Annotated in this window: 12 protein-coding genes; 9 read left to right on the top strand and 3 right to left on the bottom strand. The window is 48.0% G+C overall.

The window, feature by feature from the left end; all coding sequences use genetic code 11:
- Positions 1-9 precede the first annotated feature (9 nt).
- From D9Y29_RS26985 to D9Y29_RS02395, 9 genes are all read left to right on the top strand, one after another.
- Positions 10-234, top strand: coding sequence for a RagB/SusD family nutrient uptake outer membrane protein (locus D9Y29_RS26985; protein ID WP_127124946.1), 225 nt, complete (start codon positions 10-12; stop codon positions 232-234).
- A 102-nt stretch (positions 235-336) separates the two neighbouring features.
- Positions 337-1,593, top strand: coding sequence for a thioredoxin family protein (locus D9Y29_RS02430; protein WP_127124839.1), 1,257 nt, complete (start codon positions 337-339; stop codon positions 1,591-1,593).
- Between the two features lie 249 nt (positions 1,594-1,842).
- Entirely contained in the window at positions 1,843-3,237 is a 1,395-nt protein-coding gene (locus D9Y29_RS02425) for a vWA domain-containing protein (RefSeq protein WP_127124838.1), read from the top strand.
- A 163-nt stretch (positions 3,238-3,400) separates the two neighbouring features.
- Positions 3,401-4,003, top strand: a complete 603-nt coding sequence (locus D9Y29_RS02420) for an RNA polymerase sigma factor (RefSeq protein ID WP_164735209.1) — start codon at positions 3,401-3,403, stop codon at positions 4,001-4,003.
- 48 nt (positions 4,004-4,051) lie between these two features.
- On the top strand, positions 4,052-5,278 hold the full coding sequence (locus D9Y29_RS02415) for a FecR family protein (RefSeq protein ID WP_127124836.1): 1,227 nt from the start codon (positions 4,052-4,054) through the stop codon (positions 5,276-5,278).
- A 110-nt stretch (positions 5,279-5,388) separates the two neighbouring features.
- Positions 5,389-8,952, top strand: coding sequence for a TonB-dependent receptor (locus D9Y29_RS02410; protein ID WP_241237829.1), 3,564 nt, complete (start codon positions 5,389-5,391; stop codon positions 8,950-8,952).
- A gap of 23 nt (positions 8,953-8,975) precedes the next feature.
- Positions 8,976-10,388: a RagB/SusD family nutrient uptake outer membrane protein gene (locus D9Y29_RS02405; RefSeq protein WP_127124835.1), complete on the top strand. Its 1,413-nt coding sequence runs from the start codon at positions 8,976-8,978 to the stop codon at positions 10,386-10,388.
- A gap of 32 nt (positions 10,389-10,420) precedes the next feature.
- Positions 10,421-11,503, top strand: coding sequence for a TlpA disulfide reductase family protein (locus tag D9Y29_RS02400; RefSeq protein WP_164735208.1), 1,083 nt, complete (start codon positions 10,421-10,423; stop codon positions 11,501-11,503).
- Between the two features lie 8 nt (positions 11,504-11,511).
- Positions 11,512-12,720 carry a TlpA disulfide reductase family protein gene (locus D9Y29_RS02395; protein WP_206513688.1) on the top strand — a complete coding sequence of 403 codons (1,209 nt, stop codon included), beginning with the start codon at positions 11,512-11,514 and terminating at the stop codon, positions 12,718-12,720.
- A 67-nt stretch (positions 12,721-12,787) separates the two neighbouring features.
- Here D9Y29_RS02395 and D9Y29_RS02390 read toward each other — a convergent pair whose 3' ends face one another.
- The 3 genes from D9Y29_RS02390 to D9Y29_RS02380 form a co-directional block, all read right to left on the bottom strand.
- The gene (locus D9Y29_RS02390) at positions 12,788-13,354 is read right to left on the bottom strand and encodes a dihydrofolate reductase family protein (RefSeq protein ID WP_127124833.1); all 567 of its coding nucleotides are present in this window, start codon (positions 13,352-13,354) and stop codon (positions 12,788-12,790) included.
- A gap of 168 nt (positions 13,355-13,522) precedes the next feature.
- Complete coding sequence (locus D9Y29_RS02385; protein ID WP_127124832.1) at positions 13,523-14,776, bottom strand: DUF819 family protein; 1,254 nt, start codon at positions 14,774-14,776, stop codon at positions 13,523-13,525.
- A gap of 6 nt (positions 14,777-14,782) precedes the next feature.
- Entirely contained in the window at positions 14,783-15,805 is a 1,023-nt protein-coding gene (locus D9Y29_RS02380) for a dipeptide epimerase (RefSeq protein ID WP_127124831.1), read from the bottom strand.
- Between the last annotated feature and the right edge of the window lie 5 nt (positions 15,806-15,810).

The raw sequence follows: 15,810 nt of genomic DNA, 5'->3' as shown, positions 1-15,810 counted from the left end.
GGGCGTAGTCTGATAAACCAGTTCAGGCAGAAAGGGTTTAAGCCTCTGGAATATGCAGATCTCTCAGCCGCTACCCCCGCAGAGGCTTTGAATATTGTGCTCGATGAAAGAAGGAGAGAACTGTTCTGTACTTCGGCCAGGTTCATTGACTTGAAAAGAATTAACAAAAAAGCTGCACTTTCAAAAACAATTATACATATTTTTCAAGTCAGTTACCTATACCCTGGCTCCTGATGATTAACTCTACTTATATCCAATCCCTCCGGGAGCGCCGGAGATCAGTCCGGGTATTGTACCCAATGAAAGGTGATCACTCATCCTGAAAAAAATCAAATCATGGAAAACAAAAAAACGATCTTAGCCGCCTGTACTACTTTTATTCTCTTTGTAATGCTGAGCCTGCCTGTGTTTGCACAGGAAAAAGGAATTCATTTCGAGCATGGCCTCACCTGGCAGGAAGTAAAAGAGAAAGCGAAAAAAGAAAACAAGTTCATCTTCATGGATTGCTTCACCACCTGGTGCGGCCCCTGTAAAATGATGAGCCAGCAAGTGTTTCCCTTAGAAGAAGTAGGTGAGTTTTTCAATGAAAAGTTCGTGAATGTAAAAGTGCAGATGGACAAAACGAATAAAGACAATGAGGAAATTCAGAAATGGTATGAAGATGCTGCTGCTATTGCCAAAGAATACAATGTGCTGGCCTATCCCACATTCCTGTACTTCAATCCTGATGGAAAGCTGGTGCATTTGTATGTAGGTTCCACCAAAGAAGGGAAAGAATTCATAAAAGTATCAGGGCAGGCCCTCGATCCTTCTACTCAGCATTATACAAAAATGGAAAATGCAGTGAAGGAAGCGGAGGGTAATCCGGCGAAGCTGCGTGAAATGGCTATCGAAGCGAAGAAAAAATATGATGGTGTGAATGCTGCCCGCTTATCTCAGGCTTACCTGAAGCAACAGACAAACCTGTTCACAAAAGAGAACCTGGAGTTCCTGGATGAATTCACCAATCATTCTTCCGATGCGAGCTTCCGGATCTTCATGGAGAGCCCTGCGAAGATCAACGCTATCATGGGCAAAGGTTTTGCACAGCGTAAAGTTACACGCGTAGCCATGATGGAATCTGGCGCTAACGAATGGCTGATGAGTAAATCAGATGATGGGGCTTCTGCGGTGAAGGAAAAGATCCGCCAGCAGTTTCCCGGCATGGCTGATATGCTCATCAAAAAAGTGGACCTGCTTCACCTGCAGTTCTCCGGTAAAAAAGAGGAATTCGCTAAAGAAGTGATCCCATTCGTGAAAAAATATAAAAATGAAATTCATCCTGAAGAACTGACTTCTTTTGCGAGAAGCCTCGGCCGTAGTGATAACAGGAAGATGATGAAAACTGCGCTGGAATGGAGCAGGCAGGCCTGGGAAGAGAATCCTTCGGAAGGCCCCGCCTCTGTATATGCCACCCTGCTCTACAGGAGTGGCGCTAAAGAAAAGGCCATCGCCATGCAGAAGAAAGTGCTTGAGCTTGTCAAAGACAATAAATATGGGATAAAGCATTATGAGGATATGCTTGCCAAAATGGAAAAAGGCGATCCGTTGTAGTATAATCAGGGAGTACTCGCTCGCCTCTGGCAAGTGAGTTATATTCCGTCGCCTCTGGCGACCAATCAGGTGCTGCACCCGGTTGGTTCGCCGGAGGCGAACTGCTTAGTGGTCACTCGCCAGAGGCGAGCGACTGCTCCCCGCGCGCATTATCCCGCAAAATAAATGTTAAAGGCATATTTGGTTTATGCAATCCTGCTGGTTACAACATCCTTCCGGGAAACCAGTCTGTTAACTTAACCAATACTCATGCGCACAATCTTCATCACAGCAGCCGTTTTCATCCTGGGCATTCTCTTCCTCATGGCAGGCCAGCCACGGAAGGGGAACAGGGCAACAATCGCTGATCCGGATCAGCCCTTTGATTTTGATACTTCCAAACTCATCAACTGGTCAGTCAGGCCCGGCAATGCCTGGTACTTACGTGGCGCCAATGACGCCATTTATCTTTATGTGCAGGTGGTGAGCGGGGAAGTAAAGAAACAGAAACCACGTACGCCATTGAATGTTTCACTGGTGCTGGATCGCAGCGGCTCCATGCGGGGTGATAAAATTCGCTACGCAAGGGAAGCGGCGAAGTTCCTGGTGAACCAACTGAACAACGAAGATTATTTGTCTATTGTGAACTATGATGACAATGTAGAGGTGACCAGTCACTCACAGCTCATCAAAAACAAAGAGTACCTGCGGAAAAGCATCGACAAGATCATGGACCGTGGCAGCACCAATCTCAGTGGTGGTATGCTTGAAGGTTACACGCAGGTGAAGTCCACTAAAAAAGAAGGTTACGTGAACCGTGTGCTCCTGCTCACTGATGGCCTTGCCAATACCGGCGTTACCGCTCCGGATGATCTCAGGAAAATAGTAGAAAAAAAATATACGGAGGAAGGCATCGCGCTTTCCACTTTCGGACTGGGAGCGGATTACAATGAAGATCTGCTCACCATGCTGGCGGAAACAGGACGGGCCAATTATTATTTTATAGATAGTCCTGATAAAATCCCTGCCTTATTTGCCAGTGAACTGAAAGGATTGCTCAGTGTGGTAGCGCAGAATGCACTTGTGCAGATACAACTGCCCGCTGGCGTGAAATGTGAAAAAGTGTACGGCTACCCTCATGAGATCAAAGATGGAAAAGTGCAAATCCGTTTCAACGATATCTATGCGAAGGATGAAAAAGCCATCCTCCTCAAACTGACCGCTTCACCAGCAATCAATGAACAACTGGCTTTCAACTGCCACCTGAAATACACAGATGCAGAAAAGGTGAAAGAAGTAAGCCTTGAAAAAAGCGTGCTGGTGAAATCCACCGGCAGTGCGTCTCTGTATAAAGAAGGTGAGGATAAATTGGTACAGGAAATGTTGGCATTGTTTGAATCGGCAGAAGAATTCGACAAACTGATGGCTGAAGTGGATGGCGGTAACTATGAGGGCGCAAAAGCGGAAGCTGCTATGAGTATGAGAAAGCTGGAAGCGCGGGCCGCTTCCTACAATTCCGATAGGTTGAAGGAACAGCATGTGCGGATGAAAACCTATGTGAAGAGCATCGACAGTGTAAGAACGATGAAGGATGCTGACCGCAGAATGTACCAGAAAAGCAATAAGGCCGTCAACTATGAAGTGAAAAAACAAAAAAGAAATTAAGCAGAGGGGAAAGTCCCTTATAAATGAAAAAGCCTGTGATGTTTGGATCACGGGCTTTTTTTGTACTTTAGCCTGAACCATTTCAACCTTCCCCAACCACTACGGGGCATTGGCCAGTGGCAACCTTAACTCCTCTGAAGAAAACAACTAAACTATTGTGCCTGTGGCTGCTGAGCAATTACATAATGAGAAAGATTTGCTGATAAGGATTGCCGATGGCGATGAATCCGCTTTTGCAGAACTTTTCCATTTTTACACCGCCCGCCTCCACCTGCATGTAACCGGTCTTGTCAAATCCGCTCCCATAGCGGAAGAGATCATACAGGAAACCTTCCTTCGCGTATGGATGAACCGCGACCAGTTGCCGGGTATCGAATTTCCCCGCGCCTGGATCTTCTCCATCGCCAGTAATATCTGTTTCAATCACCTGCGTCAACAATTGCGAAAAGAAAAACATTTACGGGTGCTGGCCAGTCGGGCGGAAGACAGCCAGAACGAAATACCTGTCCTCACAGAGCTCAAAGAGATCAGAACGGCCATTCATGATGCAGTGGACCATCTTTCCGGCCAGCGCCGGTTGATCTGGTTATTGTACCGCGAGCAGGGCCTCAAACAATCAGAGATTGCCAGTCAGCTGAACATTTCCGTTTCCACCGTTAAGAACACCATCGCACAATCGCTGGATTTTATCCGCAAGCATATGCGCGACAAAGGCTTCTGGGTCCCGGTCTGTCTGCTACACGCCATTCTGAAAATTTCTTCTTAACCGGATAGTACCTTTTCCTTCCTTTGGTTACATAGTAACAGGGCGGCCATGGCCAACCCTCAAAATACCAATATGCAACAGAGAGCAGCGTACCTGTTAGAAAGATATATTACAGGCAGCATCGATGACATTGAACTGGCTGAACTGCGGGAGCTGACTGAATTGTCGGCACCTGAAGTACAACTAAGCATTCAGCGTTGGCTGGAAAGCCGTGAAGCCGATCCAGCCTATAACCCGCAACAATGGCAACATGTGCTGGGGCATATCACCAGTGCAGACAGGCAGGAAGAAAAGAAAATAATACCAGTGTACAAGCATGCCTGGTTCCGTTATGCATCCGCTGCGGCGGTTATTATTATCGCTGGTCTCGGTTACTGGAGTTCAAATGAAAAAATGGAAAGGCAAACCACCGGCCATCAGCCTGTTGTACAGAAGGAAGTACCACCGGGAAAAGATGGAGCTATCCTTACCCTGGCCGATGGATCAACAGTGGTGCTGGACAGTATGGGCAATGGAATGGTGGCCCGCCAAAACGGATCGCATGTAGTGTTGGAAGATGGAAAGATCACTTACTATTCAGCGTCCGCCACCGTAGCTGTTACTTATAATACGATGACCACACCAAGGGGGAGACAGTTCAATATTACACTTCCCGATGGCACCAGGGTTTGGCTCAATGCCGCATCATCACTGCGTTACCCAACAGTGTTCAATGGGAGTGAAAGAAAAGTGCAGGTAACAGGTGAAGCTTATTTTGAAGTGGTGGAAAATAAGAACCAGCCATTCAAAGTAGAGACCGGCAAGGGAATAGAAGTGGAAGTGCTGGGCACTCATTTCAATGTGAATGCCTATGATGATGAGCCCTCCATCAATACCACCTTGTTGGAAGGTAGTGTGAAAGTGGTATCGAAGAACAGTCCTGAAGAAAATGGAAATCCTGTAGTACTGAGGCCCGGTCAGCAGGCGCAGCACAGTAATACGGAAGATGGAAAGAGCCTGCGTATCAGGCAGGTTGACCTGGATGAAGTAGTGGCCTGGAAAGAAGGCGCTTTCTCCTTCAACGATGCAGACCTCAAAACAGTAATGAGACAGCTCAGCAGATGGTACAATGTGGAAGTGGAATATGCAGGAGAAATACCGGAGAAAGGCAAATTCACCGGAAAGATGGGCAGATCACTGCCACTCGCGGATGTACTGGCTGAGATGAAAGAATATATGAAAGATTACGATGTGAAGTTCAGGATCGAAGGGAATAAAATAGTTGTGTTACCCTGATCGAAATGAAAAAACCGGGTGGAAGATTGGACCCTTTACCCGGTTCTCGTTGAGGTCAGTGATCAAATAGCGTGAACTGCTTAATTACTTAACCAAAACATTGCAAAAGTATGCAATTAAATGCTGTCAGGCACCGGAATTATTCCGCCTGCTTTACCAAAACTGCCTCGGTGGACGAAGGACTTGTGTACAGAACGTTCCGGCGGTCCACCGTGGGAACAACTGTGAATGCGATGAAACTGACCATCATTTTCCTGATTGTGGCCGTATTCCAGGTAAATGCCCATACCTCGGCCCAGACTGTTTCTTTCACAGCCAAAGCTACCAGCATCCACAAGGTGCTCTCTGCTTTTGAGAAACAAACAGGCTATCTCTTCTTTTTCCGGAAGGAAGATATTAGTGCGGTGAAACCCGTTTCGGTTGACCTGAACAATGTTCCCCTTACCGAAGCCCTTCATGAACTGCTCAAAGGGCTTCCCCTCAAATTCACCATCCGCGGCAATACCGTTTTCATCAAAAAAGATGAATTGCCGGCCTATGTCCGTCCGCCCGGATTGGAGATCGAACTGCGGAAAGCTGTGACAGGAAGGGTAGTGGATACGAAGGGAGTTCCCATACAGGGCGTCAGCGTAACGGTAAAGGGAACCTCACGGGCAACTACAACCGATATTGGCGGACGTTATTCCATCGAAGTCCCTGAAGACGGTACACTGGTGTTCACCAGCGTTTCGCACGAGACACAAACTGTGCCTGTGAAAGGAAAGACCCAGATCGATGTAACTCTCAAGCTGAAAATATCTTCCCTTGAAGATTACATCGTGGTGGGCTATGGCTCTACCAAAAGAAAAGACCTCACAGGCTCCGTGTCTTCCGTGGATGTGAAAGAAGTACGGGACGCTCCCTTTGTGAGTATCGACCAGGCGCTCACCGGAAAAGCTGCAGGGGTGCAGGTTGTACAGGCAGATGGTTCTCCCGGCGGAGTAGCCAAGATACGCATCCGTGGCGGTACCTCACTCATGGGTAGCAATGATCCCCTCTACATCATCGACGGTATACAGGTGCAGATCCAGAACCGCTACCTGCAGAACCAGGCCGAAGCCGTGAACCCTATCGAACGTTTCGGAAGCGATGATCCCAACTCCTCCGTATCAGGCGCTTTCGCCAGGGGACTCAACAGTCTTGCCGGCTTAAATATCAACGACATTGAAAGTATTGATATCCTGAAGGACGCTTCTGCAACTGCCATCTACGGCTCACGAGCCGCCAACGGCGTAGTGATCATCACTACCAAAAAAGGTAAACAGAACCAGAAGCCCGTGCTGGAAGCCAATTACTACACCGGTTTCACCAAAGCTATCAAGCAGGACCTGCTGGATGCTGATCAATACAAAATGATCATAAAGGAAGCTGCGAAGAACCTCAACGATGAGCGCGCCAATGCAGGTCTTGCTCCCAATGCACGCGCAACTTCCATCCTCAACGATCCCAATTACCTTGGCACGGCCAATACAGACTGGCTGGATCAGGTGATGCGCACCGGCATCACGCAGAATGCCGATATCTCCGTACGTGGCGGTGGCACAGGTTCCCGCTACTACACTTCACTGGCCTACCAGAAACAGCAGGGCGCACTGAAAGGAACGGATTTTCAGCGTATCTCCGGAAAGATCAATCTCGATAACGAGATCACACAACGCCTGCGCATCATCGCCAATCTGGATTACGGCTTCACCAAAAACAATATCACCAACGGTATCTACGCACAGGCGCTCTATGCACCGCCTACATTGCCTGCATTCAACCCCGATGGAAGTGTATACCAGTTCACCGGTTCAAAAATCGGTGGCTATGATTACGAAGGTTACCAGAACCCGCTCGCCTTACTGCAAGGGATAAATGAAGGAAAGACATCCACGTTGCTGGGTTCACTCGCTGCTGAAGTGGATATCCTGAAGGACCTGAAGTTCCGCAGTGTAGTGTCTGTGAACTATACCAACTATCACCAGTTGAATTATGTGCCCAGCACCGCCGTGATTGCATCTCCCAATGGTATCGGCAGTTCCAATGGAGGTACCGGTTCGCAGTCGCAAACCGAGAACACCAGCATGTTCTACGAGAACACCCTCACCTGGGATAAACAATTCAATGAGCAGCATCGTCTGAATGTTGTGGGTGGAACAACCTGGCAGAAAGACCGTTTCAATTCTTTCTCTGCCAGCGGACAGGGGTTCCCTGATGATAAATTCCTGAATAATCTTTCATCTGCAGCCATCGCCCTGGCGCCCACCGGCACATCAGGACAAAGCTCCCTGCTGAGCTTTTTCATGCGCGCCAACTATTCGCTTAAAGAACGCTATCTCTTCACTTTCACTGGTCGTTCAGACGCTTCTTCCAAATTCCCGAAAGTGAACCGCGTTGGTTATTTTCCTTCCGGTGGCGTGGCCTGGAGGATCTCCGAAGAGAATTTCCTGAAAGATGTGAAATGGCTGGATGAACTGAAAATAAGAGCCAGCGGAGGTTTGACTGGTACGCAGAATATCGGAGACAACCTGTTCTATACACTGTATACCCCCGGTTCCTACAATAGAGTGAATGCCATGATCCCCACACAACTTGGCAACGATGATATCAAATGGGAATCCACTTTGCAGAAAGATCTCGGTCTTGATTTCAGTGTCTTCAATGCACGGATCCGCGGATCATTCGGATATTACGAGAAAAAAACAGATGGTCTGCTGATGAGCACCATCCTGCCACCCAGTTCCTCTTATGCAAGCGTGATCTCCAATTTCGCTACCATCGAGAACAAAGGACTTGAATTCGATATCCGCGCAGATATCGTTCGTGGCAGGAACTTCCAGTGGAATGCCGCTTTCAATATTTCCGGCAACAGGTCCAAAGTACTTGACATCGATGGAGATTTCACTGATCCGAATGGCGATCCTGCACTGGCGCAGTATTATCTCGGTAACAGCATCGTGAGGAAAGGAGAACCCATCGGCCTGTTCTATGGAAAGATCTTCCAGGGCCTTTACCAGAATCAAAAACAAATAGATGACTACAAGGCCGCCAATCCTTTCTGGATCTACTTCAATCGTTTCGTAAATATCGGTGATGCCATGTATGAACGAGACAGTACCGGTTTCGATAAACAAGATGTGATCGGTCATGCACAACCGAAATTCTACGGCGGATTCACCAATACGATCAATTACAAGAATTTCAACCTGATTGTTCTCTTTACGTATTCCTATGGTGGTGAAGTACTTTATCTCCAGGACGTGCAGAACAAATTCGTGAGCGGCCAAACCAATAAGAGTACGGCGATCCTTGACAGGTGGACACCCGAAAATCCCAATGCAGACAGGCCCCGGCTCATTATAGGCGGTAACTCCACAGCCTACACGGCCAGCAATGATGTGTACGATGCCAGTTTCATTAAACTGAAATCAGTAACCCTTTCTTACAGGCTGCCAGAGAATCTGATGAAAAAATGGAGGATGAGAGATGTGAACATATACGTATCCGGCTCCAACCTGATCACCATTTCTTCTTATCCCGGTCCTGATCCCGAAGTGAGCGGCGATCCTTACAGTCTCATCAATGGCGCCACTGATTCCGGGACCTTCCCCACAGTACGTCAATACAGTGCGGGTGTGAGGATCGGATTTTAATTAACTCTAAATCATTTGAAGGAATGAAACAGCTTACATATATCTTATCAGCCTCGATGCTGCTCTTTGCTTCCTGCAGCAAGGAACTGGGGAAGCTACCAGAAAATGCAAAAGTGGACGGCAATACCATACTTGATCAGAAAACCGCCGTGGTAGCGCTCAACGGCGTATACTACCGTTTTGCCAATGTGCAGGCGGGCAACAATGTTACTGACTGGGGCGCCAACGAAACCTATCCCGGTTTCTTTTCCGGTTTTCTCGGTTATGGTTATGGAGAAACGAATGAAGAAAGGAATGAGTACAATGTTCAGGGAGATTATTTCTGGACCTATTCCTACTCCATCATCAATGCCGCCAATGGCGTGATTGGCGCAGTAGATGAACTGCCTGACAGCAAGTTCACCGGCGACAGCAAGAAGAATATCCTGGCGGAAGCCCGCTTCCTAAGGGCATATGGAAATACCAAATTGCTCAGCTATTACGGGCAATGGTGGGACCTCAACAGTAAGTTCGGTGTACTGCTTCGCACAGAGCTCGTTGCTCTGGGCAATGTTCCCAAAGCCCGCAGCACGGTTGCAGAATCATATACCAGCATTCTCGAAGACCTGGATTATGCCATTGCCAATGGTCCGGACCTGACTGATAATTCCTATGCTACCAAATGGACCGCCATGGCCCTGAAAATGCGTGTGCTCCTGATGCACGGACAGACGGCGGACTATACAGAAGCCATCACCCTGGCAGATCAGATCATCGGTAGTGGAAAATTCAACCTGGAGCCTAAACTGATCGACCTGTTCAGAACAAAAGGAATGGCCAGCAAGGAAGTGATGCTGGGCGTGCGTCCGCAGCAGAACCAGGAAACTTACTACTACAATGTGAGTAAACAATACTGGCCGGGGGCTTCTTCACTTTATGTGGCGTTACAGGGATTCAAAGACCTGCTGCAGAACGATCCCAGGAACAGCTGGATGGTAGGATCAGAAAATGATTCAAGGGACGATTCTTATTATTTCACCAAATATATCGCTGAGGGAAGCACGCCTTCACAGGTCACAGAAAGCGCTTATCCATTCAGGTTATCGGAAGTATACCTGATGAAAGCGGAAGCTATCGTGAGGTCAGGCGGTACTGTTGCCAATGCAAGAACGGTGCTGAAAGAAGTGATGACGAAAGCCGAAGTGACCGATTTCACGGCAGTGGATAATGCAGCTACTCCCGATGCGATGCTGGAACAGATCTGGATGGAAACTGCCAGGAATCTTACCGGTGAGGACGGACAGGAATGGCTGGCCATGCTGAGACTGCCATTTGAAAAAGTGAAAGAATTGAAACCGCTCATCACGGACAAGGTTCAGTACATCCTGCCAGTGCCACGCACTGAATTATTGAACAATCCGCAGTTCGGAGATCAGAACCCGGGTTATTCGCGATAGAAACCTAAACGAAAAATTCAGCCATGCAAAAAATGAAAACAACAATCGGGTATGCGCTCATCTTATCCTGCGCATACGCCTGCCAGACAGCCGAAGCGCCCAAAAAAGCCAGTATAGACGCTCATATCAGCGGCCTCACAGATTCGGTGGTTTACATCTCCGGTCTGAATGATGAACCGGCCAAAAGCGATACTGTGCTTGTGAAAGATGGAAAATTCTCCTGGTCGGGAACGGTAACGGACCCACGAAAAGTGTTCATCGGCACCAGCGGTCAATACATGGAATTCTTCATGGAAAATGCACCGGTGAAGATCGAAGGAACTGTGGACTCTTTCTATTACAGCAAGGTGACGGGCTCTGCTTCGCAGGATGAGCATATGGCATTTGAAGAATCGGTTAAAGATATAACCGATGGTCAGTGGCCTCTTTACCAGCAGCTGCATGTGGCAAAAGATGATAAAGAGAAGGCAATGCTGGAAGCCAGGATCGATTCTTTCAGAATGGCTAAACGTGCACGCATCAAAACGTATGTGCTGCAACATCCGGCCAGTCCTGTTTCTGTGGCCCTGCTTGCTGATATGGCTGTGATGGGAGAGTTTGCACCGATCGACAGCCTTTATCGTCAGCTCGATCCGGCAGCTAAACAATCTGTGTCCGGACAGAAGCTCAGTGAAAGACTGATAGTGATCAAGCGCAGTTCACTCGGACAGTCCATCAAGGATTTCTCACAGAATGATCTCGATGGAAAACCAGTGAAATTCTCCGACTTCAAAGGCAAATACCTGTTTGTTGATTTCTGGGCCAGCTGGTGCGGACCCTGCAGGGCTGAAAATCCGAATGTGCTCAAGGCTTACAATTCATTCAAAGGAAAGAATTTCGAAGTGCTGGGCATCTCGCTGGATGATAATGCTGCCAAATGGAAAGAAGCGGTGGAGAAAGATGGCATGCCCTGGAAGCAGTTGTCTGATCTCAAGGGATACAACAATGAGATCGCAGAGTACTACGGCATCCAGGCTATCCCTTCCTCTTTCCTGCTGGACCCCAATGGCGTGATCATCGCCAAAGACCTGCGTGGCACTGAACTGCAAACCAAACTCGCTGAAATCCTGCAATAAATAATCCCATGAATAAGAATATCATAATAATGGCTGCGTTGGCACTGGCTGGTATGGCTGTGCAGGCGCAATCGGGACCTTTCGAAATCAAAGGTACCCTGAAAGGTAATCATAACGGGTATGTATACCTGATGTATAGCACAGAAGGGCGATCGCAAAAAATGGACAGCTCCCTGGTGAAAAATGGACAATTCAGTTTTAGCGGTGAATTACCGAATCCGGTATCTGCCACGGTGCTGCTTGAAAAGGTAAGATCCTGGACGGGAAAGGAAGATATGGCGAGGCTTTTTATCGAACCAGGAAAAATGCAATTGGCGATCACGAAGGGAAGCCTTAAAGCGGCATCGCTCACAGGATCAGTATCGCAGAAAGAGAATGCTGAGCTGGAATCGATTGTTGAAGGAACTCGCAAAAAAATGAAAAGCTTCAGCGAGGCTTACGACAAGGCCAATGAAGCCTATATCGCTGCAAGAAAAGCAGGAAAGGATGAGGCTGCACTGGAGAAATTAAAAGAAAAAGCTACAGAAGCCAAAGATAAATTAGACCCGTTCTATGAGGAAATGAGGAGCAATACCATCCACTGGATGAAACAGCATCCGGCCTCCTGGGTAACGGCCTCCAATATGCGATGGTATGTAAGCTCCATGAAATTGCAGGAATCCGAGGAGATGTATGCGAAGATGCCCGAAGCCATCCGCCAGAGTACGATTGGGCAGGAACTGAAAAAAGAGATCGATGGTCTGCGCATGGGATCGCCCGGCAGCAAGGCGCATTTGTTTACGAAGAAAGATATCAATGGTCAGGAACTCAGTCTTGCTGATTTCAAAGGTAAATATGTTCTGGTTGATTTCTGGGCCAGCTGGTGCGTTCCCTGTCGCAAAGGCAATCCGCATCTGTTATCGCTTTACGCAAAATATAAAGATAAGGGCTTCGAGATCATCGGCATTTCCGACGACGATAGCAATCACGAAGCCTGGAAGAAAGCCGTGGAAAAGGATGGCATCGGCGTTTGGAAACATGTGCTGCGCGGACTGGACATGAAGAAGAAAATGGCCGGTGAAGAGAATCCCGAAGATGTGAGCGATTATTACGGCATCCATTCGCTGCCCACCAAGATCCTCATCGATCCCAATGGTGTGATCGTAGGCCGCTATGGCGGTGGTGGCGAGAATGATGAAGCAATGGACAAAAAACTGAAAGAGATCTTCGGAAGTTGATCACACACTACAGACAGTTACGGAACTGTTATACATGAGCGCCGGGCCTGAAAGGGCCCGGCTTTTATTATTTCTTCTTAAATTGTAATGCAGTAACACCACAAGAAAATCTTTTTGTCTCACCTGGTTCCAATTCCATTTTCTGAATATCTTTTGAATACATGGAAATGCCGGTTCCCAGTATGATTGGATTCATCATCAGCCAATATTCATCGATGAGTTTGTATTCCTCCAGTTGTCGCACTATGGAAGGGCTTCCGAAAACAAGGATATCGCCGCCTGTTCCGTTTTTCAGATTTTCAATATTCCCCTTCAGCTCGGTGCCGATCACTTCCAGTTTTTTAGAAGGATCGGACAGTAACGTTTTTGACGCAACTACTTTCGTTACTTTATTGTACCAGGCGGAGTGTTGTTTGGCGTGCTTGCTGGCATTGGGTTGTGAGCCGGCAGTAGGCCAGTAGGCATCCATCATATCATAGGTAACGCGCCCGTATAATGCCGTATCGGAGCGGTCTGTAAACTCTCCCACGAAATCAAACAATGCATCATCGAACCTGATCCAGTCCATTTCCCCGTTCGGGCCTGCTGTAAATCCATCGAGTGAAGTATGCATGGAAATGATCAATTTGCGCATATGTTATATTTTATGCTGCTAAGTTGACCACTTTTCCTGTATTTCATAGGGGTTGACTGCGACAAAAAATGGTCGGTTTTCGCCGGCGGCGAGCAACTGGCCACAGCGAAAGAAAAAGAGGCCAGCCTTTTACAGCCAGCCCTGGTTCACCTGTAAACAAGCAATTTATCAGGACACCCATTGCATCAATAATCCGCATATATAACCACCATAATTACCCAGTACATAGCCGAGCACAGAGAGCAGTACGCCAACGGGCGCCAATGCAGGATGAAATGCAGATGCGATGAGCGATGCCTGAACTGCGCCACCCAGATTCGCTTCTCCGGAAACAGCAAAAAAGAAATAAGGGGCTTTGATCATTCTTCCCACAATGATCATCGCCAGTGCATGGAAGCAAAGCCAGATGAACCCAACGAGAAAGAGCCCGCTATTCCTGAAAACGCCGAGGATATCCATCTGCAATCCAACGGCTGTGATGAACAGGTAGAGGAACACAGTGCCCACGCGGGAAGCGCCTGCGCCTTCCAGCTTACGCAAAGGAGTAAACGAAAGTATCACACCGATGCTAGTGCAAAGGATCACTACCCAAAAGAAATTGGAAGTGAGACTGAATTTTTCGAGATAAGGAAAATTGGTTTGGATGGCACTTACCAACGGTCCTGCTATAAGGTAGGCCAGTCCGCATCCTCCGAATGCCACTGCCAGGATGGATAGTGAATCAGAAAGCGATGGGATCTTTGCAGTGGCCTGTTGATAAGCCTGCATTTTTTCTTTCACCTCTTCCACATCCTTATCTTCGGCGCGAAAAAACTTGTTTATTTTTCTATTTTTACCCACGCCATAGAGCAGGATGGCCAACCAGATATTAGCCATCACTGCATCCAGCACTACCATGGTGGAGAACAGTTGCGGACTGGGTTTGAACACTTCGTTCAGCGCAGCGAGATTGGCGCTGCCTCCTATCCAGCTACCGGCAACAGTAGCAAGACCGCGCCATACGGCATCCGGACCCTCGCCTCCCACCAGGCCGGGCGCAAAACTCTTAACTATGAGAATGGTCAGCGGGCCACCGATAATTACACCAATGGCGCCGGCCAGGAACATCGCCCCGGCTTTCTTCCGGAGTTTCCATAACTCCTTCATGTCTACACTCAGGGTGAACAAAACCAAACCTGCAGGTAAAAGGTATTGTGCTATGAGATCATAGAGTTTTGAATTCTCTCCCGAAACGATATTGGCGGTATTCAATATGCCCGGGAAAAAATACAAGGCCAAAAGAGGTGGACAGAAAAAATAGAATCTCTTGAAGAAGCGGTTATTGCCTGTGCTCGTTTTTTGAACGAATGCCATGAAAACTACCAGTATCGCAAATACGATAATATCACTGCTGATCAGGGGTGCGGTTGCCAGTAAAACCATGTTTCGCTATTTTTTTGAATGTTGCTGAAGGCCAAGTCCGGGCTGGTTACTCAGGATGATCTTTCCTTCTTTGAGCACGGGATCCTGGTAGGGGTTATTACTGATAAGCCAGGTGCTGTCCAGGTCCACCCAGTCACACTGAGGAGCAATGGCTGCTGCTCCCAGGATAGCCACAGAGGATTCGCCCATGCAGCCAACCATCAGTTTCAGGCCGAGCTCCCTGGCGCGTTTGATGATCTTATAACCCTCATGCATACCTGTACATTTCACCATCTTGATATTCACACCGTGGTATGCGCCTTTGGCTTTGTCTACATCCGCCAGTCTTTGTACTGCTTCATCGGCAACAATGGGAAGCGGGCTGTGCTGGGTGAGCCAGGCATGATTGTCCCACTGATCTTTCGGCATCGGCTGCTCCACGAAAATGGTATTCTGCTCCTTCAGCCAATGGACCATTTCCAGCGCCTGGCTGCGATCGTGCCAGCCCTGGTTGGCATCTACAGTGAGCGGCTGCTGGCTTACGGAGCGGATTGTTTCGATGATCTGTCTGTCGTTATCGCTGCCGAGTTTTACTTTCAGCAATTTGAAATCGGTTGCTTCCAGCACTTTCTTACGGATCATATCAGGCGTATCGATACCGATAGTGAGGGTAGTGGCAGGCATGGTGCCCGGATCGGAACCGAAGAGCTGGTAACATGGACGATTGGTAAGCTTGCCCACCAGGTCGTGCAACGCAATGTCAACGCCTGCTTTGGCGGCAGTATGACCGGGATGCAGACTGTCTACATAGGAAAGGATCGCTTCGATGGCCTGCGGATCTTTGAACTGTTCCAGTTTTACGGTTGAGAGGAAATTGATGCTGTCGTCCAGTGTTTCGGTGAAATAATAACCAGGACAAGCTTCTCCATAACCAATTACACCGTCGTGTTCAATTTCAGTCATGATCACGGTATCTGCAATGGTTGTATGGCCGGAGATCGTGAAAGGATATTTTCTTCTGAGCTCTTTTAAATACCAGGTCAGTTTCATTTTTA

It is taken from the genome of Pseudoflavitalea rhizosphaerae (genome assembly GCF_003991355.1).
Lineage (GTDB): Bacteria > Bacteroidota > Bacteroidia > Chitinophagales > Chitinophagaceae > Pseudobacter > Pseudobacter rhizosphaerae.
Note: the sequence above shows the minus strand (reverse complement) of the source record. Positions and strands in the feature narration are given on the sequence as shown.